23 protein-coding genes and 1 pseudogene are annotated in these 23,557 nt (G+C 69.1%); 18 read left to right on the top strand and 6 right to left on the bottom strand.

Annotated elements, in window-relative coordinates; genetic code table 11:
* The first annotated feature begins 121 nt into the window (after positions 1–121).
* Together ACGFJ2_RS03040 and ACGFJ2_RS03035 are read left to right on the top strand one after the other, a co-directional pair.
* Positions 122–1,327, top strand: coding sequence for an aminotransferase class I/II-fold pyridoxal phosphate-dependent enzyme (locus tag ACGFJ2_RS03040; protein WP_393464053.1), 1,206 nt, complete (start codon positions 122–124; stop codon positions 1,325–1,327).
* 112 nt (positions 1,328–1,439) lie between these two features.
* Positions 1,440–1,580, top strand: a pseudogene (locus tag ACGFJ2_RS03035) (IS630 family transposase); the annotation flags it as partial.
* Here ACGFJ2_RS03035 and ACGFJ2_RS03030 read toward each other — a convergent pair.
* The gene (locus ACGFJ2_RS03030; RefSeq protein WP_393464050.1) at positions 1,565–2,122 is read right to left on the bottom strand and encodes a hypothetical protein; all 558 of its coding nucleotides are present in this window, start codon (positions 2,120–2,122) and stop codon (positions 1,565–1,567) included. The pseudogene ACGFJ2_RS03035 and the gene ACGFJ2_RS03030 overlap by 16 nt on opposite strands.
* 350 nt (positions 2,123–2,472) lie before the next feature.
* Here ACGFJ2_RS03030 and ACGFJ2_RS03025 point away from each other — a divergent pair, with 350 nt between their 5' ends.
* Both ACGFJ2_RS03025 and ACGFJ2_RS03020 read left to right on the top strand, forming a co-directional pair.
* Positions 2,473–2,853 carry a hypothetical protein gene (locus ACGFJ2_RS03025; RefSeq protein WP_393464047.1) on the top strand — a complete coding sequence of 127 codons (381 nt, stop codon included), beginning with the start codon at positions 2,473–2,475 and terminating at the stop codon, positions 2,851–2,853.
* 383 nt (positions 2,854–3,236) lie between these two features.
* Entirely contained in the window at positions 3,237–3,812 is a 576-nt protein-coding gene (locus ACGFJ2_RS03020) for an RICIN domain-containing protein (protein WP_393464044.1), read from the top strand.
* 97 nt (positions 3,813–3,909) lie between these two features.
* On the opposite strand, the gene ACGFJ2_RS03015 is transcribed toward ACGFJ2_RS03020, so the two are convergent.
* Positions 3,910–4,431 (bottom strand): hypothetical protein, encoded by a 522-nt coding sequence (locus ACGFJ2_RS03015; RefSeq protein WP_357951031.1) that lies wholly within the window; start codon positions 4,429–4,431, stop codon positions 3,910–3,912.
* 112 nt (positions 4,432–4,543) lie between these two features.
* Between ACGFJ2_RS03015 and ACGFJ2_RS03010 the strand changes: the two genes are divergently transcribed.
* The 9 genes from ACGFJ2_RS03010 to ACGFJ2_RS02970 all read left to right on the top strand — a co-directional run bounded on the left by ACGFJ2_RS03010 (position 4,544) and on the right by ACGFJ2_RS02970 (position 16,497).
* Complete coding sequence (locus ACGFJ2_RS03010; protein WP_357951028.1) at positions 4,544–5,905, top strand: FAD-linked oxidase C-terminal domain-containing protein; 1,362 nt, start codon at positions 4,544–4,546, stop codon at positions 5,903–5,905.
* Between the two features lie 173 nt (positions 5,906–6,078).
* Positions 6,079–8,430 carry a serine/threonine protein kinase gene (locus ACGFJ2_RS03005; protein WP_393464040.1) on the top strand — a complete coding sequence of 784 codons (2,352 nt, stop codon included), beginning with the start codon at positions 6,079–6,081 and terminating at the stop codon, positions 8,428–8,430.
* 86 nt (positions 8,431–8,516) lie between these two features.
* On the top strand, positions 8,517–9,149 hold the full coding sequence (locus ACGFJ2_RS03000; protein ID WP_393464037.1) for a TetR/AcrR family transcriptional regulator: 633 nt from the start codon (positions 8,517–8,519) through the stop codon (positions 9,147–9,149).
* Positions 9,150–9,202: 53 nt separating this feature from the next.
* Positions 9,203–10,735, top strand: a complete 1,533-nt coding sequence (locus tag ACGFJ2_RS02995) for an acyl-CoA carboxylase subunit beta (protein ID WP_393465279.1) — start codon at positions 9,203–9,205, stop codon at positions 10,733–10,735.
* Entirely contained in the window at positions 10,732–12,645 is a 1,914-nt protein-coding gene (locus ACGFJ2_RS02990) for a biotin carboxylase N-terminal domain-containing protein (RefSeq protein ID WP_393464034.1), read from the top strand. The genes ACGFJ2_RS02995 and ACGFJ2_RS02990 overlap by 4 nt, the downstream gene beginning before the upstream one ends.
* Positions 12,642–13,424 carry an enoyl-CoA hydratase-related protein gene (locus ACGFJ2_RS02985; RefSeq protein ID WP_357951017.1) on the top strand — a complete coding sequence of 261 codons (783 nt, stop codon included), beginning with the start codon at positions 12,642–12,644 and terminating at the stop codon, positions 13,422–13,424. The genes ACGFJ2_RS02990 and ACGFJ2_RS02985 overlap by 4 nt, the downstream gene beginning before the upstream one ends.
* On the top strand, positions 13,421–15,127 hold the full coding sequence (locus ACGFJ2_RS02980) for an acyclic terpene utilization AtuA family protein (protein WP_393464030.1): 1,707 nt from the start codon (positions 13,421–13,423) through the stop codon (positions 15,125–15,127). The genes ACGFJ2_RS02985 and ACGFJ2_RS02980 overlap by 4 nt, the downstream gene beginning before the upstream one ends.
* Positions 15,128–15,220: 93 nt before the next feature.
* Positions 15,221–15,370 carry a hypothetical protein gene (locus ACGFJ2_RS02975; RefSeq protein ID WP_357951012.1) on the top strand — a complete coding sequence of 50 codons (150 nt, stop codon included), beginning with the start codon at positions 15,221–15,223 and terminating at the stop codon, positions 15,368–15,370.
* Positions 15,367–16,497: a methyltransferase domain-containing protein gene (locus ACGFJ2_RS02970; RefSeq protein ID WP_393464028.1), complete on the top strand. Its 1,131-nt coding sequence runs from the start codon at positions 15,367–15,369 to the stop codon at positions 16,495–16,497. Before ACGFJ2_RS02975 ends, ACGFJ2_RS02970 begins: the two co-directional genes overlap by 4 nt.
* 7 nt (positions 16,498–16,504) lie before the next feature.
* Here the strand turns inward: ACGFJ2_RS02970 and ACGFJ2_RS02965 are convergent, their stop codons facing one another.
* Positions 16,505–17,383, bottom strand: coding sequence for an ROK family protein (locus tag ACGFJ2_RS02965; protein ID WP_393464025.1), 879 nt, complete (start codon positions 17,381–17,383; stop codon positions 16,505–16,507).
* A 66-nt stretch (positions 17,384–17,449) separates the two neighbouring features.
* Between ACGFJ2_RS02965 and ACGFJ2_RS02960 the strand changes: the two genes are divergently transcribed.
* The 5 genes from ACGFJ2_RS02960 to ACGFJ2_RS02940 all read left to right on the top strand — a co-directional run bounded on the left by ACGFJ2_RS02960 (position 17,450) and on the right by ACGFJ2_RS02940 (position 20,916).
* Complete coding sequence (locus tag ACGFJ2_RS02960) at positions 17,450–18,256, top strand: GNAT family N-acetyltransferase (RefSeq protein WP_393464022.1); 807 nt, start codon at positions 17,450–17,452, stop codon at positions 18,254–18,256.
* Positions 18,257–18,312: 56 nt separating this feature from the next.
* On the top strand, positions 18,313–19,323 hold the full coding sequence (locus tag ACGFJ2_RS02955) for a phosphotransferase family protein (RefSeq protein WP_393464019.1): 1,011 nt from the start codon (positions 18,313–18,315) through the stop codon (positions 19,321–19,323).
* An 88-nt stretch (positions 19,324–19,411) separates the two neighbouring features.
* Entirely contained in the window at positions 19,412–19,672 is a 261-nt protein-coding gene (locus tag ACGFJ2_RS02950; RefSeq protein ID WP_357950999.1) for a hypothetical protein, read from the top strand.
* 56 nt (positions 19,673–19,728) lie between these two features.
* Positions 19,729–20,580 (top strand): helix-turn-helix transcriptional regulator, encoded by an 852-nt coding sequence (locus tag ACGFJ2_RS02945; protein WP_357950997.1) that lies wholly within the window; start codon positions 19,729–19,731, stop codon positions 20,578–20,580.
* A 69-nt stretch (positions 20,581–20,649) separates the two neighbouring features.
* Positions 20,650–20,916 (top strand): hypothetical protein, encoded by a 267-nt coding sequence (locus tag ACGFJ2_RS02940; protein ID WP_357950995.1) that lies wholly within the window; start codon positions 20,650–20,652, stop codon positions 20,914–20,916.
* Positions 20,917–20,951: 35 nt separating this feature from the next.
* Here the strand turns inward: ACGFJ2_RS02940 and ACGFJ2_RS02935 are convergent, their stop codons facing one another.
* Genes ACGFJ2_RS02935 through ACGFJ2_RS02925 form a run of 3 tightly spaced genes read right to left on the bottom strand, consistent with a single transcriptional unit; the run spans position 20,952 to position 23,542 of the window.
* Positions 20,952–21,569, bottom strand: coding sequence for a TetR/AcrR family transcriptional regulator (locus tag ACGFJ2_RS02935; protein ID WP_357950992.1), 618 nt, complete (start codon positions 21,567–21,569; stop codon positions 20,952–20,954).
* Positions 21,570–21,588: 19 nt separating this feature from the next.
* The gene (locus tag ACGFJ2_RS02930; protein WP_393464014.1) at positions 21,589–22,548 is read right to left on the bottom strand and encodes an ABC transporter substrate-binding protein; all 960 of its coding nucleotides are present in this window, start codon (positions 22,546–22,548) and stop codon (positions 21,589–21,591) included.
* A 10-nt stretch (positions 22,549–22,558) separates the two neighbouring features.
* The gene (locus tag ACGFJ2_RS02925; RefSeq protein WP_393464011.1) at positions 22,559–23,542 is read right to left on the bottom strand and encodes an ABC transporter permease; all 984 of its coding nucleotides are present in this window, start codon (positions 23,540–23,542) and stop codon (positions 22,559–22,561) included.
* Positions 23,543–23,557: the final 15 nt, after the last annotated feature.

The following is a 23,557-nucleotide window of genomic DNA, read 5'->3' as shown; positions in this document are numbered from 1 at the left end:
AGCGCCGGACGAAGCCCGCGGACCCCCTGCCCGGTCGGCCATCCACATGGCGGACCGATTCCTGCTCAGGGCCCCGCGTCTTCTATCCTTCGTATCCGACCCGATCGGAGGAGTAGATCCAGTGAACGCTCAGCGCGACTACGCCGAACTCGTCCAGCGTGGCCTTTCGCTCGACCTGACCCGGGGGAAGCCGTCGCCGCGACAGCTGGATCTCGCCAATGACATGCTCAAACTGCCGACGTCCTACAAGGCAGCCGACGGCACCGACGGGCGTAACTATGGCAACCTGCAGGGGCTCAGCGAGCTGCGGGAGCTGTTCGGGCCGTTGCTGCAGGTGCCGGACGAGCAGTTGGTCGTTGGCGGCAACTCCAGCCTGGCCGTGATGCACGACACGATCGTGCACGCGCTGCTCACCAAGGTGCCCGGCGCCGAGCGGCGGTGGGTGGAGGAGCCGGAGATCACGTTCCTGTGCCCGGTGCCGGGGTATGACCGGCATTTCACGATCTGTGAGCGGTTCGGGATCAAGATGGTGCCCGTGCCGATGAACGGCGAAGGGCCCGACATGGACGTCGTCGAGCGGCTGGTCGCCGAGGACGCGAGCGTCAAGGGCATCTGGTGTGTGCCGAAGTACAGCAACCCGTCCGGGGTCACCTACAGCGACGAGACCGTGCGGCGGCTGGCCGCCATGTCCACGGCGGCGTCTGATTTCAGGATTTTCTGGGACAACGCCTATGCGGTGCACCACCTCACCGACACCCACGCCGAGCTGGCCGACCTGCTGGCCCTGTGCGCCGAGTACGGCAACGCCGACCGGGCCTTCGTGTTCGGGTCCACGTCCAAGGTGACCCTGGCGGGCAGCGGGGTTTCGTTCTTCGGGTCCTCGCCCGCGAACGTGAAGTGGTTCCTGGCCAACACCGGCAAGCAGTCCATCGGGCCCGACAAGATCAACCAGCTTCGGCACGTCGAGTTCCTGAAGGACGCCGACGGGGTGGCCGCGCACATGCGCAAGCACGCCGAGCTGGTGTGGCCCAAGTTCGAGCTCGTCGACCGGGTGCTGGCCAAGGAACTCGGCGACCTCGGCACCTGGACGAGCCCGCAGGGCGGCTACTTCATCAGCCTCGAGGTGTCGCATGCCGGTGAGGTTGTGGCCAGGGCCAAGGCGGCCGGGATCGCGCTGACCCCCGCCGGGGCCACGCACCCCTACGGCCAGGACCCCGACGACCGGACGATCCGGATCGCACCCACCTATCCCGATCTGGAGGAGCTGGAGCAGGCCATCACCGGTCTGGCCGTCTGCGTCCGCGCGGTGGCCGAAGAGCGCGCCTGATCCCACAGTTCTCTCTAAGCCCGCGTACGCCTGACGCATCTGCGACTTCCGGTACGGCGACCCGTCGTACCGGAAGTGTGGGGCTAGCTAGCGCTGTGACGGAAACGATCAAGCCGGGACGGGCTGGGCGGCGCAGGGCGAGCCGGACCGGCTGCCGGCCACCTACCACCGCACCCACGGTGTCACCTACTTCCACGGCTGCTACTGCGTCGGCGACGACTTGCTGTGGGCCGTCAATCACCGGCGCAAGGGCAGCAACATTGGCTTCCCGGTCGTGTACCGCGGGGATTCTCCTCGAATGGGGATGGGGCGTTCGCTTCCCCTCTCAAGGATGAGTCGTCCCCCGAGTGGTGCACGCAGCCGGACATCCACGGTGTAGGGATGACCAGCCGCGGAACTCCGCACCCTTCCCCAGGACATGAAGGGAGCGCACTCGTTGTATACCTGTACGCCCACCGCCACCCGGGCGGCCGACTTCTCCTCCACCACCGTGTCCACCACCCGCTCGCAGAAGGTGCCATCGGGCCTCGGCCTGCTGAACAGCAGTTCCGCGCGCAGAGTGCGCCCGTCGGCCAGCGGTTCCACCTGGGCGATCCACTGCCAGTGCGGTTTGTTGATCTGCGCGGTTGCGAAGAGGACGGCGAAGGCGACCAGCAGCATCGCAAGGATGATGCCAAGCTTCCTACGGCGAGTGGCGAACATGAGGTGGTGTTGGGCGTTCCTGGTCAGCGAGATGACGGCTGTTCTAGCGCTGGGATTTCGCTGGTTCAACGCTTTCGTCTTCTGGGTGGTCATGGTCTCCGTGGCAGGCATGATCGTGGCCGGTGCTTTTATCCCCATGATTCGGCTGTTCTACAAGCCTATGGAGGGGATAGGGCTGATAAGGGGCCAGACTAACCGCGGGGCACGCAACTGCCGGTTGAGCATGGCCGTGTAGTCACGGAGCCGCTGCGCGGCGTCGTACACGACGGCTTGGGCCTGCTCAACGGGCAGCGTCCAGTGCGCAGTCGGTGGAGTGCCACTGCATGCCGCCGCCACGGGTACGCCCTTCAACGCGGGTGACCTGCTCGGGTACGGGTTCTACTGTGCCGCACGGATTACCCGGCTGGTTGGAACGCTGCGCAGTGTGATGGCGATTACCCGACATGGGGACGGAAGCGTTCTACACCACTGCCGCGCAGGTCCTGCCGACAATGTTGATAGCCCTGTCAGTCGAACTACTCCTACTGACGCAGGGGCGGGTACGTGAGTGGAAGGAGAAGGTCGCGAAGTGGGATAAGGAGAAGGTGTCGAAGAGGGGGCCCATGCCGTTTGAGGGTAGCGATGCGGCGCTCGGGCCGTTCTGGATCTATGTGCTACTGGCAGTGGTGTTCGTGGTTGGTGAAGTCGCAGCCTTCCTTGCGATTGGGGCGGGCTGGCGCAATGCGGGGACGTTCTGGACGGTTGGATCGTGCTTGCTGATCATGATCGTTGGCGCAGCGGGAGTACCGATAGCGCGCCTGGATGCCGCGCTGAGGTGGCGCTGAGGTGGAAAGGGCGCTGGACCGGCTAGCCGGTCCGTGCGGGGCCGAGCTCGACGGCCGGTGGCTCCGCGAGTGCGGCAAGCCGGACTGCGAGCGCGTCGTACCGCCGCCATCCTGGCCGGCTTCGTCAAAGAGGTGGGCGCCGAGGACACGGTGATCGTCGGACGGAGCCTGGGCGGTCGCGCGGGCGGATCCGGCGGGCGAGCCTGACCCTCCACGCGGCGCCGGACCCGGTGATCGCCCTCAAGCCACCCGGCCACCACGACGCGCCCCGCCCCCGGCCTGAGCACGGAACTCCCCGGAACCTCCCGGCACAGCACGGAACGCCTTCAGGGCAGACATGCGCTCCGCGTGTCACAAGATCCCCGAACGCTCAAGGAGCGAACGTGCGTCGAATCCTCTTCTCCGTACTCACCGGAATGGGCCTGATGCTGGCCCTGGTGATGGCTGCCACCGCGGCTCAGGCCGCGGCTTTCCCGTCCACGATCATCCGCAGCAACGGTGTCGTCTCACCCGCCAGATGCATCGGCCCGCTCAACGGCGGCACGGCTGACAACACCCCTGTGGTGCTGATGGACTGCAGTCAGGTCTGGCACGGCTTCGCGCCCGTCGGCGTGTCGATCGACAACTCGATCCGTCACTCCAGCGGCAAGTGTCTCAGCCTGGCCAACACCCAGAACCCGACTCCCCTCGGCACCCGGCTGATCCTGCGGACCTGCGCCGTCGGCGTCACGGGCGACCAGCAATGGACCTTCCGCGCGCTGACCCCCGGCGCCCCGGACAACGTCTGGATCCTGGGACAGCACTTCAGCTTCAACTGCGTGGCCCCGGTCGGCAACAGCACGGCCAGCGGTACCCCGCTGAGTGTGCAGAGCTGCAACTTCGGCCCCCTGCAGCAGTGGGTGATGCCGCCGAACCCGGGCAGCTTCGGTTTCTCCTTCGATGACGGAACGACTCCCTGACCGCCTGTAGGGTGAATGATCGGCCGTCCGCCTTCGCGTACTGACGATCACGAGAGCACCGCGTCCTCGGCTTCAACCCGGTGGCCGGCTCGACTAGCTAGATGGTGCGGGTCTGGCTCTGGCGGAAGCCGAAGATGTACTCGCGGGTCTCGCTCGGGTGGAACGACACCCCGACCCCCGGCTCGAACACCACGTTGTCCCGCGGGCAGTAACACAACCTCTCCCAAACGGTGAGCGCCTGCACCCGGGCGGGCGCCTCCGCCGTGTCCCGCTTGCGGGCCCCGTACGACCCCAGCACGAACAGCAGCCCGAACCCCCAGAACAACCCGGTCAGGCAGAACGGCGCGAGCAGCACCTCGGTCCAGTTCGCGTCCTTGCCCATCGCGATCACCAGCGCGGTCACCAGGTGGACCAGGGCGGCGACGCCGAGCAGGATGTAGCCCTGGTTCCTGGTCCACGCCGTGTAGTGGCGGCTGGGGAACGACAGCCAGACCGCCAGCTGCGTACGGCTCATGAGGTGTTTCGAGGCGCCCAGCGAGGCCGCCGTCGGCAGGTCCACGATGTCGCGCGTGGCGGCCATCCGGGCGCGGCCGATCCGGTACGTGGTGCCCGCCGCCACCACTCCAGGGACTGCGGAGACCTGGTCAGATCGGCTGCATACCGGACACGTGACTTCCACCTGGGCAGTCTGGCCTTTAGCCGCTGTCGGCGCAAACCGTAGAGTTTCCCATGTGAGACCCATTGATGCCTTGGTGAACGCCCTGCCCGAGGGGCGCGTCCTGACCGACCCCGACGTCATCGACTCCTATGCCCGCGACCGTACGTTCCTGGAACCCGGCAAGCCGCTGGCCGCGGTGCTCGCCACGTCGCGTGACGATGTGGTGACGACGCTCAAATGGGCGACCGAGCACCGGGTCCCGGTGGTGCCGCGCGGCGGGGGCACAGGGCTGGCGGGCGCCGCCACCGCCGGCGACGGGTCGGTGATCCTCTCCGTGGCCAGGATGACGGCGATCAAGGAGCTCTCCCCCGCCGACGAGATCGCCGTGGTCGAGCCCGGGGTGATCACCGCCGATCTCGACCGGGCGGCCAGGGAGCACGGGCTGATGTACGCGCCCGACCCGTCGTCGTACGAGATCTCCACGATCGGCGGCAACCTGGCCACCAACGCGGGCGGGCTGCGATGCGTGAAGTACGGCGTGACCCGCGACTCCGCGCTCGGCCTGGAGGTGGTGCTGGCCGACGGCCGGATCCTCGAGACGGGCCGCCGCACGATGAAGGGCGTCACCGGGTACGACCTGACCGGCCTGTTCGTCGGCTCGGAAGGCACGCTCGGCGTGATCACCTCGGCGACGGTACGGCTGCGCAGGGCACCGGACAAGCCGCCGGCGACGTTCGCGGCGGAGTTCGGCTCGCTGCGCGACGCGGGCGCGGCCGTGTCGGCGATCATGGCCGCCGGGTGCCAGCCGTCGCTGATGGAGCTGCTCGACCGGGCGACGCTGGAGGCCATCGACGACTATCGCAACATCGGCCTGGAAACGAGCACGATCGCCATGCTGATCGGCCAGTCCGACGCGTCGGACAGCGAGTCGGTCGTCAAGCGCATGGAGCAGCTGTGCGTCGACAACGGCGCGTCGTTCGTGGCGGTCTCCTCCAGCCCTCAGGAGACCGAGGAGCTGATCGGGCTGCGCAGGATGGCCTACGACGCCAAGGAGCGCCTTGGCGCGTGCCTGGTGGAGGACGTGTGCGTGCCGCGTTCTGCGCTGCCCGACATGATCATGGCGATCGAGGCGGCCGCCGTACGGCATGGCGTGAAGATCTGTACGGCCGCGCACGCCGGTGACGGGAACATTCACCCGGTCTTCATCTTCGAGCGTGGTATGACCGAGCCGCCGCCCGAGGTGTGGGCCGCGGCGGACGAGGTGTTCAAGCACGCTTTGCAGCTCGGCGGCACGCTGACCGGCGAGCATGGTGTCGGCGTCCTCAAGCGGCGCTGGCTCGGCCTGGAGTTCGGACCGGTGGCGCAGGAGATGCAGCAGGGCATCAAGGCCGTCTTCGACCCGCTTGGCCTGCTCAACCCAGGCAAAGCGATCTGAGTTCATCAAGCCGTGACCTAGCCCGGTCAATGGGGACACGACCTGCTCCGAAACGCTGACATCTTGCGTCAAAAGATGAAACATCTGATGGGTCCGGGCAACGCCCCAAGGGTCACGCTGGTAGCGTTTCGCACCATCTGTCGATTTGTTATACGTGGTCTTGGGGGTACGGCGTGAATCAGCACCAGCCGCTGGCGGCGGACGACCCGCGGCGGCTGGGGGCCTACGACCTCGTCGCCCGGCTTGGTGAGGGCGGCCAGGGAGTCGTGTACCTCGGCCAGAGTGACACCGGTGAGCAGGCGGCGGTAAAACTGCTGCACAACGCGCTGGTGGCCGACGCCGACGCCAGGAGCAGATTCCTGCGCGAGGTCGCGGTGGCGCAGCGGGTGGCCAGGTTCTGTACGGCTCCGGTGCTGCACGCCGACCTTGAGGGCAGCCGGCCGTACATCGTGAGCGAGTACGTACCGGGGCCGTCCCTCCGGCAGCTGGTGATCAACGAGGGCCCACGCCGGGGAGCGGCGCTGGAGCGGCTCGCGATCAGTACGGCGACCGCGCTGGCGGCCATCCACCGGGCCGGGATCCTGCACCGAGACTTCAAGCCCGCGAACGTCCTCATGGGGCCCGAGGGCCCCGTCGTGATCGACTTCGGCATCGCCCGAGCGCTGGACTCCCCCGGGGCGACGGCCACGGGCATGGCCATGGGGACGCCGTCGTACCTGGCGCCCGAGCAGCTCAGCGGGGCGGCCGTGTCCGAGGCGGCGGACGTGTTCGCCTGGGGCGTCACGATGGTGTTCGCGGCGACGGGCAAGCCCGCCTTCGGCGCCGACTCGATTCCCGTGGTGATGAACCGGATCCTGAACGAGGAGCCGGAGCTGGGCGGGATGGAGGGGGCGCTGGGCCAACTGGTGGCGGCGTGCCTGTCCAAGGACCCGTCGCAGCGGCCCAGCGCGGACCAGCTGATCGTGCAACTCACAGGGCAGCCGGCGCCGCCCGCGGCCGTGGACCCGCTGACCACGGGCCCGAACCGCCAGGGCACCGGTCCTCAGCCTGACATTCAGACGGGCGCCGTCATGGGCGCACCGGCGGGTACGGGGCCACAGCCGGGCGCGAACCCGCAGGACTCCTACCCCGGCCCCTGGATGCGGCCCGGCGCCGCCTCCCAGACGGGTCCGACCGGTCAGACCGGTCAGACCGGTCACTTCGGCCTTCCCGGCGCGACCAAGGGCGGCGCCCCGGCTCCCATGGCGGCGGCAGGTCCCTCGGCCGGATCACCCGGTATGCCCCAGGGCAGCCCCCCGAGCGGCCAGAACATGCCGCACGGCAGCGGGCCGGCCGCCCCCGGGATGCCCGTCGGCGGCCAGGGAGCACCCGGCGGTCCGATGCAGCAGCAGGGCCCCATGGCCCAGGGGGCAGGCGCTCCCGGTCAGCCCATGGGTGGCGCTCCGGGACAGCCCATGGGTGGCGTGCCGGGACAGAGCGGCGCTCCGGGGTTCGGCGCAGGCGGACCGGGCGGACCGGCATACGGTCCTGGCGGCCCTGGCCCTGGCGGTCCCGGCGGTCGTGGGCCTGGCGCGAGTGGGCCCGGTGCGAATGGGCCCGGTGCGAATGGGCCCGGTGCGAATGGGCCGGGGCAGGGGCCACAGGCGGCTGACGCCGGGTCGGCGAAGCAGCGCCGTACCCTGACCTTCGCCCTGACCGGCGCCGCCGCGGCGGCCCTGCTGGTCGTGGGCGGCGCGGTGATCGTGCAGGCCAACAGCGGCGGCATCCAGAAGGTGGTCGCCGTCGGCAACACCTCCGAGGCCACCCCCACCGACGGCTCCGGGGGCGGACAGCCCGTCGAGCCGCCCCTGACGGAGGACAGCCCGGTCGTCTCGCAGCCGGTCCCGACGCTGAGCGTGGAGCAGCCCGAGCCCACCAAGACCAAGACCAAGGAGCAGGTGATCCAGGACCCGAGCAGCCAGGTCCCGGTCACCGTCCCCACGGTCCCGCAGACGTCGAAGCCGACAACGCACAAGCCGGAGTCGGATCCCAAGCCCACCAAGCCCAAGCGCACCGACACGGTGGCCCCGGACCCCGGCCCCACGACCTCGCCCACCGAGGACAACACGGACGACCCGAACCCCCAGCCGACCACCAAGCCCACGACGAAGCCGACCGTGAAGCCGACCGTGAAACCCACGGTGAAGCCGACCGCCAGCCCCAAGCCGAACACCTTCAGCGCGACAGCAGTGTGCGGCTCCGGCTTCAAGGTGATCGACAGCCACGCGCTGGGCAGCTCCGCGACGATCTACCTGCTGTACGGCAACGGCAAGAACTGCGTCGTGACCATGTCCAAGCTGGTGTATCCCGGCAAGGTCTCGATGAACGCCACCCTCCAGGTACAGAACGGCGGCAGCGGCAGCAACCCGGGCAAGTTCACCGCCTACGCGGGCCCGGTGCGAGTGGCGGCCGTCAAGAAGTGCGTGATCTGGGGCGGCTCGTGGGGCACCGCGTCCTGGAAGTCCGGCTGGAGCCACTGCACCTGAGACAGCGGAACCCAAGCCCTCCACGACAGAAAGGATCGTCGTGGAGGGCTTTTCGCGTGCCGGACAAGCGGGTTACCCTAGTTGACGTGATCGTCAAGTCCGAGCTGACCGCCCGAGGACGGCGTACGAGGGACGCGCTCGTACGGGCGGGCCGGGAGGCGTTCGACGAGCACGGCTACGAGGCGGTGCGCATCGACGACGTGTGCGCCCGCGCCGGCGTCTCCCACGGCACCTTCTACACCTACTTCGACGCCAAGGAAGCCCTGTTCCGCGAGGTGGCGGCGGCGGCGGTCGGGGAGATGTTCACGGCGAGCGTCGTGGGTCCCGGCGTTCCCGGCGACCCGTACGCGCGCATCGAGGCGGCCAACCGGCTCTACCTGCGGGCCTGGGCGGCCAACTCACGGCTGGTCAGGATGCTCGAACAGGCCGCCACCGCCGAGGAGGGCCTGCGTGGCCTGCTGCTGGAGCTGCGCGAGGTGTTCGTCCGGCGCGGCGCCGAGGGGCTGCGGCGGTTGCAGGAGCAGGGACTGGCCGACCCGGCCCTCGATCCCCGGCTGACGGCGGTCATGCTGGGCGGGATGGTGGAGCACTTCGCCCACGTCTGGCTGGACCTGGGCGAGCGGGCCGACGAGCGGACGGCCGTGGAGCTGCTCACCAAGCTCTGGGCCAGGGCCATCGGATTGACATCGGCGTCAAGTTGGCAACAGGAGGGCGTGTGATCCGGAGCAGGCTCGATCCCAGCGGCGCCGACCATCAGGAGCGGCGCGCGGCGATGCTGGGCAAGCTGGAAGAGCTCGAGGCCGAGCAGGCCAAGGCGGTCGCGGGCGGCGGCGACAAATACGTGGAGCGGCACCGGAAACGGGGCAAGCTGCTGGCCCGCGAGCGGATCGAGCTGCTCCTCGATCCCGACTCCCCCTTCCTGGAGCTGTCGCCGCTGGCCGCGTGGGGCAGTGAGTTCCCGGTGGGCGCCAGCATGGTCACCGGGATCGGGGTGATCGAGGGCGTCGAGTGCGTGATCACCGCGAACGATCCCACGGTCAGAGGCGGCGCGTCGAACCCGTGGACGCTGAAGAAGTCGCTCAGATCCGCCGACATCGCGCTCCAGAATCGCCTGCCGTACGTCAATCTGGTGGAGAGCGGTGGCGCGGACCTGCCGACGCAGAAGGAGATCTTCATCCCGGGTGGGCGGATATTTCGGGACCTGACGCGAATGTCGGCGGCGGGGATCCCGACGATCGCGCTCGTGTTCGGCAACTCCACGGCCGGAGGCGCCTACGTGCCCGGAATGAGCGACTACGTGGTGATGGTGAAGGAGCGGGCCAAGGTGTTCCTCGGCGGGCCGCCGCTGGTCAAGATGGCGACCGGCGAGGAGTCCGACGACGAGTCGCTCGGCGGGGCCGACATGCACGCGCGCACCAGCGGCCTCGCCGACTACCTGGCCCTCGACGAGCACGACGCGCTGCGGATCGGGAGGCAGATCGTCCGGTCGCTCAACTGGCGCAAGCTCGGCACGCAGCCTCAGGCCGTACAAGAGCCGCGATATCCGGTCGAAGAGCTCCTCGGGATCGTGCCGCAGGACCTGAAGGTGCCGTTCGATCCGCGCGAGGTGATCGCGCGGATCGTGGACGGCAGCGAGTTCGAGGAGTTCAAGCCGCTGTACGGGGCCTCGCTGGTGACGGGGTGGGCGCGGCTGCACGGCTATCCGGTCGGGATCCTGGCCAACGCGCGCGGGGTGCTGTTCAGTGAGGAATCGCAGAAGGCGACCCAGTTCATCCAGCTCGCGAACCAGTCGCGCACTCCGTTGCTGTTCCTCCAGAACACGACCGGTTACATGGTCGGCAAGGACTACGAGCAGGGCGGCATCATCAAGCACGGCGCGATGATGATCAACGCGGTGTCCAACTCGACGGTGCCGCACCTCACCGTGGTTATGGGCGCCTCCTACGGCGCCGGAAACTACGGGATGTGCGGCCGGGCCTACGATCCGCGGTTCCTGTTCGCGTGGCCGAGCGCGAAGTCCGCGGTGATGGGGCCCGCGCAGCTCGCCGGGGTGCTGTCGATCGTCGGGCGGGCCTCGGCCGAGGCGCGCGGTCAGGTGTACGACGAGGAGGGCGACGCGGCCATGCGGGCGATGGTGGAGGCGCAGATCGAGGCGGAGTCACTGCCGTTCTTCCTGTCGGGGCGGCTTTATGACGACGGGGTGATCGACCCCCGCGACACCAGGACCGTGCTGGGGCTGTGCCTGTCGGCGATCAACAGTGCCGCGGTGCCCGAGGCGGCGGGATTCGGGGTGTTCCGGCCGTGATCACTCGTCTGCTCGTCGCGAACCGGGGTGAGATCGCCCGGCGCGTCTTCCGTACCTGCCGCTCGCTCGGCATCGAGACCGTGGCCGTCTTCTCCGACGCCGACGCCGGGTCGCCGCACGTGGCCGATGCCGACTACGCGGTACGGCTGCCCGGCGCCAAGCCTACGGAGACATATCTGGACATCGAGCGGATCGTGGCGGCCTGCCAGGCGGCCGGCGCCGACGCCGTGCACCCGGGATATGGGTTCCTGTCGGAGAACGCGGACTTCGCCCAGGCTGTGCTGGATGCCGGGCTGGTGTGGGTGGGTCCGTCGCCGGAGTCGATCGCGGCCATGGGGTCGAAGATCGAGGCCAAACGGCTGATGGGCGAGGCCGGGGTGCCGGTGCTGCCGTCGCTGACGGCGGCGGTCACGGAGTTCCCAGTGACAGCGTTCCCAGTGACAGGGTTCCCAGTGACAGGGTTCCCAGTGACAGGGTTCCCCGTGCTGGTGAAGGCGTCGGCCGGTGGTGGCGGGCGGGGTATGCGGGTGGTGCGCGACCCCGCCGAGCTGGAGCGGGAGATCGCGTCGGCGCGGCGCGAGTCCGAGTCGGCGTTCGGCGACGGGACCGTGTTCGTCGAGCCGCTGCTCGAAGGCGCCAGGCACGTCGAGGTACAGATCCTGGCCGACCGGCACGGCACCGTGTGGGCGCTCGGCGAGCGGGAGTGCAGCATCCAGCGCCGGCACCAGAAGGTCGTGGAGGAATGCCCCTCGCCCGGCATCACCCAGCGAGTCAGGGACGAGCTCTGCGAGGCGGCGGTCAGGGCGGCCGGGGCCATCGGATACGTCGGTGCCGGGACCGTGGAGTTCCTGGTCAAGGGCGATCAGGTGGCCTTCCTTGAGATGAACACCCGGCTCCAGGTCGAGCATCCGGTCACCGAGCTGGTCTATGGGGTGGACCTGGTACGGCTGCAGATCGAGGTGGCCGAGGGGCTGGCGCTGCCGGGCTCTCCGCCGCCGCCTGATGGGCATGCGGTAGAGGTACGGCTGTACGCGGAGGACGGGGACTATCTTCCGCAGACCGGGGTCCTGCGGCGGTTCGAGGTGCCCGGGGACGTACGGGTTGATTCGGGGGTGGAGGCCGGGTCGGTCGTCTCCGCTCATTACGACGCGATGCTCGCCAAAGTGATCGCTCATGGCTCGTCCCGGGATGAGGCGGTACGGAAGCTGACGACCGCGCTGCGACGCGCTCGAATCCACGGGCTCACCACAAACAGGGATCTGCTGCTTAGCGTCCTGACAAATCCTGACTTCAGGGCCGGAGACACGCACACCGGGTTCCTGGACGGACACCAGCACGGCCTGAGACGCCTCGATGAGCTGGCCGTGCTGGCCGCCGCCCTGGCACAGGCCGCCGCCAACCGGGCCGCCGCGCCGGTCCTGCGCAGCCTGCCCTCCGGCTGGCGCAACGTCCGGTCGCAGCCCTCGCGCGCCGTCTTCGACGAGGCCGAGGTCGTCTACGAGCCACTCCCCGACGGAATCGAGCTGGTCCATGCGGACCCGTCCAGAATCGTCCTGGAAAGCGGGGGCGTACGGCACACGTTCGACATCGCCCACTACGACGGGAAGGTCTGCGTCGACTCCCCCAGCGGTTCCGTCGAGCTGACGCTCGTACCCCGGCTGCCCGAGCCCGTCGAGCAGGTCGCGCCGGGCTCACTCCTCGCCCCCATGCCGGGTAGCGTGCTGCGGGTCGAGGTCGAACCGGGTGACCGCGTGACGAAGGGCCAGGCGGTGCTGGTGCTGGAGGCGATGAAGATGGAGCATCAGATCGCCGCGCCCGCCGAGGGCGTCGTCTCCGGCGTACACGTCGAGAAGGGGCAGCAGGTCGAGGCGGGCGCCGTGCTGGCGATCATCCGGGAAGGGGACTCATGACGAGCCTGGTCCACAAGGAGCTGGCCGGCGGCATCGCGACCATCACGCTGGATTCGCCGGCCAACAGGAACGCGCTGTCCGTGCGGCTGCTCGGCGACCTGGAACGCCGGCTGAACTGGGCGCTGACCGAGCCGGAGGTCCGGGTGATCGTGCTGACCGGCGCGGGCCCGGTGTTCTGCTCGGGCGCCGACCTGAAGGAGCAGCGCGTCGAGCCCGCTTCCGGGGTCGGCGACGCGCCGGTGACGGCGTCGTTCCCGGAGATCCTCTCGTTGATCTGGGAGAGCCCGAAGCCGGTCATCTGCCGCCTGAACGGCACCGCCCGCGCGGGCGGGCTCGGCCTGGTGGCCGCGTGCGACTTCGCCATCGCGCCGGTGACGGCCTCCTTCGCGTTCACGGAGGTACGGCTCGGCGTGGTGCCCGCGATGATCTCCGTGCCGGTCCTGCGCAGGCTCGATCCCCGGGCGGCGGCCGAGTACTTCCTGACCGGCGAGGTGTTCGACGCGGCCAGGGCGGTGGAGATCGGGCTGCTGACGCGGGCCGTACCCGCCGAGGAGCTCGACGCGACCGTGCGGCACTATGCCGGGATGCTGCTCAAGGGCGGCCCCGAGGCGCTGGCCATCACGAAGCGGCTGGTCAGGGAGCTGCCACAGGTTTCGTTCGAGGAGGGGCTGCGGCAGATGACCGCGCTGTCCGCCCAGCGCTTCACCTCTGAGGAGGGTCAGGAAGGCATCGCGGCCTTCATGGGCAAGCGCCCGGCCAAATGGGTTCCCGGCGTATGACCTTGCGCATCGCCAACTGCAGCGGCTTCTACGGTGACCGGCTGTCGGCCGCGCGGGAGATGGTCGAGGGCGGGCCGATCGACGTGCTCACGGGTGACTGGCTGGCGGAGCTGACGATGCTCATCCTGGCCGGCAACCGCCTCAAGGGCCGCCCCGGCTACGCGCCGACGTTCCTGACCCAGCTCGAAGAGGTCCTCGGCACTTGCCTCGATAAAGGCATAAAAATCGTGACCAACGCCGGCGGGCTGGACCCGGCCGGGTGCGCCGCCGCCGTACACGAGCTCGCCGCCCGCCTCGGCCTCTCCCCCAGGGTCGCCCACGTCACCGGCGACGACCTCACCGGCCGCGACCTGGACCTGACCAACGCCGACACCGGCGAGAAGCTCACCGCGACGCCCCTGACCGCCAACGCCTACCTGGGCGGCCGCCCGATCGCGGCGGCCCTGTCGGCCGGCGCCGACGTCGTGGTGACCGGCCGCGTCACGGACGCCGCCCTGGTCACGGGTCCCGGCATCTGGCGGTACGGCTGGGCACCCGGCGACCTCGATCCCCTGGCGGGCTCGGTGGTCGCGGGCCACATCATCGAATGCGGCTGCCAGGCCACGGGCGGCAACTACGCGTTCTTCCAGGACGTACCGGATCTGGCGCACTGCGGCTTCCCCATCGCCGAGCTGCACGCCGACGGCTCCTCCGTGATCACCAAACACCCGGGGACGGGCGGCCTGGTCTCGATCGGCACGGTGACGGCCCAGCTCGTCTATGAGATCGCCGGCCCCCGCTACCTCGGGCCCGACGTCGTGGCCCGCTTCGACACCATCATGCTGTCGGACGACGGCCCCGACCGGGTGCGCGTCTCCGGCGTACGCGGCGAGCCGCCGCCCGGCACGCTCAAGGTCGCGGTCAACTACCTGGCCGGCTACCGCAACACGATGACGCTGGTCCTGACGGGCCTGGACATCGAGGCCAAGGCCCGCGTGGCGGAGGAGGCGATCTGGGCCAGGGTGCCGAAGGAGTCGTTCGACTCGGTGGACGTCACGCTCGCGGACGGGGGGCTGCTGCGGATCACGGTCATGGACGCCGACCAGCGCCGGGCCGGCCGCGCCTTCTCCTCGGCCGTGGTGGAGACGGGGCTGGCCGGTTATCCCGGCTTCTACGGTCTCACCCCGCCGGGCAACGCGTCGCCGTACGGGGTGTACTGGCCGGTGCTGATACCGGCCGCGGAGGTGCGGGCCCGGGTCTTCCTGGACGGCGAGGAGGTGCCGGCAGTCACGGACCGTGAGTCAATGGCTCCCACCGCCTCCCCGTCTCCGCGGTCACAGCGGGCCGACGACGTGCGGCGGCCCCCGGCGCGGGTCTCAGGCGCCCAGCCGGCGGTTCGCACCCCGCTGGGCCGCCTGGCGGGTGCCCGTTCGGGAGACAAGGGCGGCAACGCCAACCTGGGGGTCTGGGTCGACACGGCGGAGCGGTACGACTGGCTGGCGGCGCACCTGACTACGGACCGCCTAAAGGAGCTCCTCCCCGAGCTGGCGGCCCATCGGATCACCCGTTATGAGCTCCCGAACCTCCACGCGCTCAACTTCGTCGTCCATGGCCTGCTGGGTAGGGGCGTGGCGGCCAGTCCTCGCATGGACCCCCAGGCCAAGGCCCTTGGCGAGCAGCTACGCGCCCAGCCGGTCGACGTGCCGGCGATGCTGCTGGCCTGAAAGCGGAATCCACTTGCCTGATCACAGTCCGTAGTTTTATTGTTACCGGCGGGATGACTATGCGGAGTCGCTAACTAGGCGACGGAGATCGTCATGGGTAAGCACGAAGGCGACCCCAAGAAGTACAAGCCGTACATTGCCCCCAAGGCCAAGGACGAAGACACCTTGTGCGGCGGAAACGGCAAGCACAGCGGCGGAAAGGGCGACAACAAGGACAACAAAGACAACGGGGACAAGAAGTGAACGCCCCCGGCCGAATCGAGCGGATGCTCGACGAGATCATGGCCGTTTCCCCACGCAGCAAGTGGGTGCTCAGCGCGCTGCGAGCCGTTCCCCGTCACCTGTTCATCCCGTCGATCGCTCAGGCGTTCGTCGGGCTGGAGGAGCGTGAGAGCATCATCGACCGCGACGCCGACCCCGATACCTGGTGGGAGGTGGTCTACTCCGACAGCGTGCTCGTCACCCAGCTCGATGACGGTGCCACCGAGATCCAGCTCGGCGCCAGAGGCTCCACCTCGTCCAATTCCGCGCCCAGCACCGTAGCCGACCTGCTCCAATGGCTGGACCCCGAACCCGCCCATCGGGTGCTCGAGGTGGGCACCGGCACCGGCTGGACCGCCGCTCTGCTCTCCCACGTGGTCGGCGCGACCAACGTCACCTCGATCGAGATCGACAGGGCCAACGCCGAACAAGCGGCCAAGAACCTCGTCGCCGCCGGAGTACAGCCGCATCTTCTCGTCGGCGATGGCGCGTACGGCTTCCCCGGCCACGCCCCCTTCGATCGGGTGCATGTCACGTGCGGCATCCACACCGTGCCCTACGCCTGGATAGCACAGTCCCGGCCCGGCGCGGTGATCGTCGCCCCATACTGTCCCGGCTTCGGCCTCAACAATGCGCTGCGGCTCGTGGTCAGGCCGGACGGCACGGCGATCGGCCGCTTCCCCGGCTTCGCCTCGTACATGATGATGCGCTCCCAGCGGTTGGTCGAAATCGGCGACTTCGACCCCGACCAGGCGCAACTGTCCACCACCAGGATCGACCCGCGCACCCTCGCCTACGCACCGGCCGGAGCCGACCTGGCGATGTCGACGCTTACCGGCCTGCAATCTCGCACCTACCGCGAGGCTGATTTCTATCGCATGTGGGTTATCGACGACAGCGACCGGTGGGCGGCGGCGACCTGGGAGCTGAAGGGGGACGACTACGAGGTCTTCCAGATCGGCGACCGGGCCGTGTGGCAGGAGGCCGAGGACGCCTACTTCCGGTGGGTGAGCTGGGGCGAGCCCGACCGTGACCGGTTCGGCATGACGGTCACCCCCGAGGGCCAGCACATCTGGCTGGACACGCCGGAGCGTGTCATCAGCCGATAGGTCAGAGTCATACGTGAGCCTCCTGGGCGCGCCAGCCCAGGAGGCCCGCGCCCAGGAGACCCGCGTGGACGCCGAGGGCCGAGACGCGCAGGGCCGGTGGACGACGGAAGGTGAGCAGGTCCGGCAGCCGTTCTCGGAGAGGCCCGATCAGAGTGTCGCCCGCCAGCGAGAGGCCGCCGCCGATGACGACCAGGTCCGGGTCGAGCAGCAGCGTGTACGTGGCCAGGGCCAGGGTCAGCGCCTCCACCGCCTCGTCCCAGACCGCCACGGCCTGGGCGTCGCCCGTCAGCACGCGGGCGACCACGTCGGCGGCGGAGTTCTCGCCGCAGCGGGCCGCGATGGCCGAGGCCGAGGCGTACGCAGCCAGGCAGCCGCGCTGGCCACAGGCACAGAGGAGACCGTCGGGCCGTACCGGGATGTGGCCGATCTGGCCGGCCCAGCCGGCGGCTCCGCCGTACAGGCTGCCGGAAAGGACCACCGCGCCCGCGATGCCGGTGCCGATGGGGAGGTACAACACGTCTCCCGACCCGCCGCCGTACGCCAGTTCGGCCTCCCCCGCCGAACGGACGTCGTGGCCGAGCGCGACCGGCAGGTCGACCTCGGTGAACGCCTTGACGGGCACGTCGCGCCAGCCGATCGCGGCGGAGAACACCGCGTGCGTCGCCGTCACCAGCCCCGGCACGGCCAGCCCCACCGCGACCGGCTCCAGAACCCCACCACCGGAAGAGCGTGCGCGGGACAGGTCCGTGACGAACGCCGAGATGGCGGCGATCACCCTTTCGGGGCCCTCGGCGCGCGGCGTGGCCCGGCGCTCCACGTACAGCGGAGTCCCGTCGCGGCCGACGAGGCCGCCCTTCAGCGTCGTCCCACCCACATCGACCGCCACCACGCATTCCACACGCCTAGTAAATCGTTTTGAACGAGCGGCCGAGGACCAGGAAAGATGTGCGGCATGAACCCGCGCCTGCTGTCCCGAGCCGACCTCGACGCCTGCACCCGCCTGGCCCAGGACCGCGAGTGGCCGCCCGAGCGGCACAAGTGGGGGCTGCTGTTCGAGGTCGGCGAGGTGTACGGGATCGACGCGCCCGACGGCGACGGCCTCGCCGCGACGACCATCCTGACCCGCTACGGCCCCGACCACGCCGTGATCAGCATGGTCCTCACCGCCTCCAGGTACGGCAGGCAGGGATTGGCCGGCAAGCTGATGGAGCATGTGCTGCGGCAGGCGGGAGACCGCGTCGTCTGGCTGCACGCGACCGAGAACGGGCGCCCGCTGTACGAGCGGCTCGGCTTCCGTACCGTCGGCAGGGTCGCCGCGCATACCGGTGTCTTCCAGGGCGAGCGTTCCGGCCGGACCAGGCCCGCCACGCAGGAGGATCTCGGCGCGATCCTGGCGCTGGACGCGGAGGTGTTCGGCACGGACAGGTCGGCGCTGCTGCGCCGCATGTTCGGTTTCGGGGAGCAGGTACGGGTCGCCGAAGGCGGGTTCGGGCAGGCGTGGCGCAACGACGGCAACGTGGTCATCGGCCCTGTCGTGGCACGCGACCAGGCGACCGCCGAAGCGCTGATCGGCGACCTGGCCCTGGACGTGGGCGGCGTCGTGCGACTGGATATCGACCTGGCCAAGGACGGCCTGATCAAGTGGGCGGATGCGCACGGGATCGGCAACCCGTGGCCGGTCTCGCTCATGGTGCTGGGCGGCGAGCTTCCTGGCGACCGGGCCCGCCAGTTCCTGCCGTACATGCAGGCGCTCGGTTGACCGGCCGAACGTGCCTCTCATAAGGTACTAGAACTTCATTCTACTAAAGGGCAGCGATGACCTCCACCCACATCGACGTCGGCGCCATCGACTTCGGCGCGCTCGGCGCCTGGATGGACGCCCAGGGCCTGCCCGGCGGCGACATCGGCGACGCCGTCCCGGTCCTCGGCGGCACGCAGAACGTCATGGTCCGCTTCGAACGCGGCGGCACCCCGTACATCCTGCGCAGACCGCCCCTGCACGCGCGGCAGCAGAGCAACGAGGTGCTGCGCCGGGAGGCGCGGGTGCTCGCGGCGCTGCGCGACACCCCGGTGCCCGCGCCGAGGCTGGTGGCCGCGCAGACGGCGGACGAGCCGGTCTACTACCTGATGGAGCCGGTCGACGGCTTCAACCCGTCGAACGGACTGCCTGAGCCGCACGCCTCCGACCCGGCGATCCGGCACCGGATGGGGTTGGAGGCGGCGGGCGCGCTGGCCGAGCTGGGACGCGTCGATCCCGCCGCGCTGCCCGGCTTCGGCCGGCCTGAGGGGTTCCTCGAACGGCAGGTGCCGCGCTGGCTCAGGGAGCTCGACTCGTACGGCCGGCTCGACGGCTATCCCGGACCCGACATCCCGCGTCTCGCCGAGACGGCCGAGTGGCTGGAGTGGCACCGGCCCGCGACGTTCACGCCGGGGGTCATGCACGGCGACTACCACTTCGCGAATCTGATGTTCGCCCACGACGGCCCCCGGGTGGCGGCGATCGTCGACTGGGAGATGTGCACCATCGGCGACCCGCTGCTCGACCTGGGCTGGCTGCTGGCCACCTGGCCATCGAACAACGAGCACGTCCCGGGCCTGCCACCGCCGGGAGAGCTCGTCGCCTACTACGCGGCGCTGTCGGAGCGCGACCTGTCGGCCATCGACTGGTACGCCGTGCTGGCCTGCTTCAAGCTGGGCATCGTGCTGGAGGGCACGCATGCCAGGGCCTGCGCGGGCCGGGCCCCCAAGGACATCGGGGATCGGCTGCACGCCACCACGCTGGCCCTGTTCGCGAGGGCCCAGGAGTTCATGGGAGGGCTGCTCTAAATACCGATTTTTCCCAAAACGATCACTTGTGTCCGCCCGAGTCATACAATTGCGCGCAATTGCAGTTGATGCTCGGGGAAGGATAGATATGCGGATGCGGTTCCTCGGCTCCACCTCGGAGGCGGGCGCCTGCCCCACCCTGTACGAGACCGATCGGGGCACGATCGTCGTTCAGGGCCTCGAACTCACCGACAAAGAAGCACTCGCGGACCTTCGTGACATCCTCGATGGCGAGACGGCAGTGGAGGTACCCCGCGAGCTCATTACCGAAATAGCCCGCCGAGTCCTGGCCGAAACTCCGGTAACCGCTTTCCCGAGCAGGGACGGGACACCCCCAGCGACCGATTGATCACAATTGCAGACCGGGTCTGGCATGATCCACGCAACCCGGTCTAGCCTCATGCGGTGACGTCGTTTCAGCAGGCGCGCGTCGACCTCGGCAGCCAGCTCCGCCAGTTGCGCGAAGCCGCCCACCTTTCGGGCAAAGAGCTCGCCGAAAGGCTGCGGTGGCAGCCGTCGAAGGTCTCACGCCTGGAGAACGCCCGGCAGACCGCCACAGAGGACGACGTGGTCGTCTGGGCGGCTGCCGTACAGGCGTCTTCGGAGACGGCCGACGACCTGATCCGGCAGTCCATCGCGCTGCTGGAGCGGCACGACGACTGGAAGCAGCGGCACCGCAGCGGCCTGGCCGCGCTCCAGGAGGACATCCGCGACCTGGAGGCCCGCACCAAGCTCTTCCGGGTGTTCGAGCCGGCGATCGTCATCGGGCTGCTGCAGACCTCCGAGTACGCAAGGCACGTCTTCCGCAAGGTCAAGCGCCTCTACAGCGCCGCCGACCAGATCGACGCGGCCGTTCGCGTACGGATGCAGCGCCAGGAGATCCTCTATGACCGCAGCCGTACGTTCAGGTTCGTCGTGACGGAGTCGGCGCTGCGCACCCGGATCGCGCCGCTCGACGTCATGCACGGCCAGCTCGACCGGCTGCTGGCGGTGAGCACGCTGCCGAACGTGGAGTTCGGGGTCATCCCGTTCAGCACCGAGATCCCCTCCTCGCCGATCAACGGGTTCTGGATCTACAACGAGGCCATGATCGGCCTGGCCACCATGACGAAGGACCTGGTGCTGCGCGACCCCGACGACATCGCCTTCTACGTGCGGGCGTTCGAGGACTACGCGAAGTGCGCCGAGTTCGACGAGGCCGGTCGAGACGTCATCATCCGCATTCTTGACGACTATCGGAAACAATCCTCACATTAACCATCGCAATTGCTTGCCTCCCACCACAAGATCGTGCAATTCTGTCGCGAGACGTTGCGGAGGTGATGCATGATGCTCGACACCGCGCTCAGCCTCGAGCGGTTCGCGTGGTATGCGCGACGACACGCCGACCTGGCGATTCAGAACGTCGCTCTTTCCAGCGACCCCGCTTATGTGTCCGTGCGTAATCGCTTCTCCGCGAACCTGGCCGAAACCGTCACTCTCTCCGAGAGTGGAAGTTTCATCACCTCATGGGGCTATCGGCTCGGCACGACGGACGACGTCGAGGGCGCGGCCGCCCGGCTGGCTTTCCTCCTGGCCGCACTGCCCGCGTAGCCCCTTTTTTAAGGCCCGTCGGGAAAGCGCCTTCCCTACTCGAACGACGAAGGCTCGATCCCGGCCTCTCTGGCCGCCGCCGTGTGCGCGTGGTCCAGCAGGCGGGAGCGGGTCAGGACCGCCGGGTGGAGGGTGTAGCGGATGACCAGGCCGTCCAGCATGGCGTCGATACGCTCGGCGGAGGCCGCCGGGTCTTCGCAGCTGAACTCGCCCGACTCCGTACCGTCCGCGAGGACCTGAGTGAGGGCCCCCAGCCACGCCGACTCGAGCTCCAGCATGATCTCGCTGACCGCCGGCTCGCGGAGGGCGGTGTTCCAGGCGTCGATCCACAGCAGCCAGCTCTGGTCGGAACGGGACTCCGGGATGTAATAGCGGAGAACCCGGTCCAGGCGCTCGACCGCGGTGCCGGGGCCGGCCGCCAGCTCCCCCAGGCGGGCGCCCTCGATGTCGAGGGTGGCCCGCAGCATGGCGGTGATCAGCTCGTCCTTGGTGGCGAAGTGATAGTGGATGAGGCCGCCGCTGACGTTCACCGACTTGGCGATGTCGGCGATCCGGGTATGGGCCAGGCCGCGCTCCAGGACCACCTTGCGGGTGGCCTCCAGGAGCTCGGCCCTGCGCTGGTCTGCCTGCTCGGCCCGGTTCGTACTCCGCACCGGGTCAGCCTATCCGCCCTCAGCAGCCCGCCTTGTAGAGGACCTTCTGGATCTCGGGGGTGTTCAGGTTCTGCTTGGTGACGATCGTGGCGTCGGTCGGGATCGAGGCGGTGACCGGCTGGCCCTTCACCGCGGCGACGGCCTGCTCGACACCCTTGGCGCCGATCTCGCCGGGCAACTGGGCGATCAGGGCGGACACGACGCCGTCCTGGAGCTGCTTGACCTGTGCGGGACCGGCGTCGAAGCCGACCATCTTCACCTTGTCCAGCTTGCCCGCCTGCTGGAGCGCGGAGCCCGCGCCGGTGGCGGAGTTGAGGTTGGTGGCGAAGATGCCGGCCAGGTCCGGGTCCTTGGCCAGCGCGGCGTTGACGATCTTGGAGGCTTCGCTGACGTCGTTGTGCGAGTACTGGACGCCGAGGTAGGAGATCCCCGGGTGGCTCGCCTTGATCTCCTGCTCGAACCCCTTGATCCGGGCGTCCACTGAGCTGACACCCGGGTCGGTGGAGATGACCAGCGCCTTGCCCTTGTCGCCGATCTGCTCGGCCAGCGCCTTCGCGGCGGCGGCGCCGCCCTTGACGTTGTCGGTACTGATCCGGGACAGCCCGATGCTCGGGTCCTCGACCACCGTGTCCACCAGAATGATCTTGATGTCCTGCTGCTTGGCCTGGGTGAGCGGCGCGATCAGCGCCTTCACATCGGTCGGCGCGATCAGCATGGCGTTGGGCTTGCTGGCGATCACCGAGTTGACGATCGGCGTCTGCAACGTCGGATCGAACTTCTGCGGCCCCTGTACGTCGAGCTGCACGCCCAGCTCCTTGGCCTTGGCCTTGGCGCCACAGGCCATGGTCTCGTAGAACTCCTCGCCGGCCAGCCCCTGGACGAGCGTTATCTTGGTGGGCCCACTCTGGGTTGATGTCCCACCACCACCACAGGCCGCGACGGTGAGCAAGAGCGTCGCGAGTGCCAGAGCCTTACGCATGACTGTCTCCTTACTGGTCGCGCCTGCCGCGCTGCCACTGGTCGACATAGACGGCGGCGACGAGCACGGCGCCCACCACCACCTGCTGCCAGAACGGCCGCACCCCGAGAATCTGGAACCCGTTCTGCAGCACCACCGGGATGAACACCCCGATGACGGTCCCGACCACGGTCCCCACGCCGCCGAACAGCGAGGTGCCGCCGATCACCACGGCCGCGATGGCCTGCAGGTTGTCGGTGGAGTGGGCGGAGACGCCGGTGATCCCGTACTTGGCGAGCGACAGGTACCCGGCCAGGCCCGCCAGCAGCCCCGCCAGGCCGTACACCTTGATCAAATGTTTGTTCACGGCCACGCCGCCACGGCGGGCCGCCTTGGCGTTGGAGCCGATCGCGTACGTGTGACGGCCGAACCGGGTGCGTGTCAGCGTGACGCCGAGCACGAGGGTGATCGCGGCGCAGATCCACGCGATCAGCGGCACGCCGAGCCAGCGCGCCAGCCCCAGGCCGAGGTTGAGATCGCCGGGCGCGCGCAGGTCCACGCCGCCGGTCAGCAGCAGCGCGCCGCCGAGCGACATGCCCAGCGTGCCGAGCGTCACGATCAGCGCTGGAATGCGGCCCTTGGCGATCAGAAAGCCGTTCAGCAGGCCCCAGGCCAGACCGGTCAGTACGGCGGTCACGGCGCCGAGCAGGAGTGAGCCGGTGGCGTCCATGAGTTTGGTGGCCGCGACCGCGCTGAACACCAGCACACCGCCGACGGAGAGGTCGATGCCCGCGGTGATGATCACGTAGGTCATGCCGGTGGCGAGCAGGAGCAGGATGGCCGCGTCACTGACGAGGTTGAGGAGGTTGAAGGAGGTGGCGAAGCTGGTTGGGCGCAGGATCGAGAAGAGGACCAGGAGGGCGGCTAGGACGGCGGCGATCCAGATGACTTGGCGGTCGCGCAGGCGGGTCTTCTCGGGGGCGCTCGCTTCGGGCGGCGTTTCAACTACGCTCACTTGGGCCTCCGCACA

It is taken from the genome of Nonomuraea sp. NPDC049028 (assembly GCF_043197735.1).
Lineage (GTDB): Bacteria > Actinomycetota > Actinomycetes > Streptosporangiales > Streptosporangiaceae > Nonomuraea.
Note: the sequence above shows the minus strand (reverse complement) of the source record. Positions and strands in the feature narration are given on the sequence as shown.

Excerpts from the sequence above, each read along its gene's own strand:
- ACGFJ2_RS02960 (WP_393464022.1), top strand. The coding sequence starts at position 17,450 with ATGAACCCGCGCCTGCTGTCCCGAGCCGACCTCGACGCCTGCACCCGC.
- ACGFJ2_RS02940 (WP_357950995.1), top strand. The coding sequence starts at position 20,650 with ATGATGCTCGACACCGCGCTCAGCCTCGAGCGGTTCGCGTGGTATGCG.
- ACGFJ2_RS02980 (WP_393464030.1), top strand. The coding sequence starts at position 13,421 with ATGACCTTGCGCATCGCCAACTGCAGCGGCTTCTACGGTGACCGGCTG.
- ACGFJ2_RS02930 (WP_393464014.1), bottom strand. The coding sequence starts at position 22,548 with ATGCGTAAGGCTCTGGCACTCGCGACGCTCTTGCTCACCGTCGCGGCC.
- ACGFJ2_RS02995 (WP_393465279.1), top strand. The coding sequence starts at position 9,203 with ATGCTGGGCAAGCTGGAAGAGCTCGAGGCCGAGCAGGCCAAGGCGGTC.
- ACGFJ2_RS03025 (WP_393464047.1), top strand. The coding sequence starts at position 2,473 with ATGGGGACGGAAGCGTTCTACACCACTGCCGCGCAGGTCCTGCCGACA.
- ACGFJ2_RS03030 (WP_393464050.1), bottom strand. The coding sequence starts at position 2,122 with ATGACCACCCAGAAGACGAAAGCGTTGAACCAGCGAAATCCCAGCGCT.
- ACGFJ2_RS02975 (WP_357951012.1), top strand. The coding sequence starts at position 15,221 with ATGGGTAAGCACGAAGGCGACCCCAAGAAGTACAAGCCGTACATTGCC.
- ACGFJ2_RS02985 (WP_357951017.1), top strand. The coding sequence starts at position 12,642 with ATGACGAGCCTGGTCCACAAGGAGCTGGCCGGCGGCATCGCGACCATC.
- ACGFJ2_RS02950 (WP_357950999.1), top strand. The coding sequence starts at position 19,412 with ATGCGGATGCGGTTCCTCGGCTCCACCTCGGAGGCGGGCGCCTGCCCC.
- ACGFJ2_RS02955 (WP_393464019.1), top strand. The coding sequence starts at position 18,313 with ATGACCTCCACCCACATCGACGTCGGCGCCATCGACTTCGGCGCGCTC.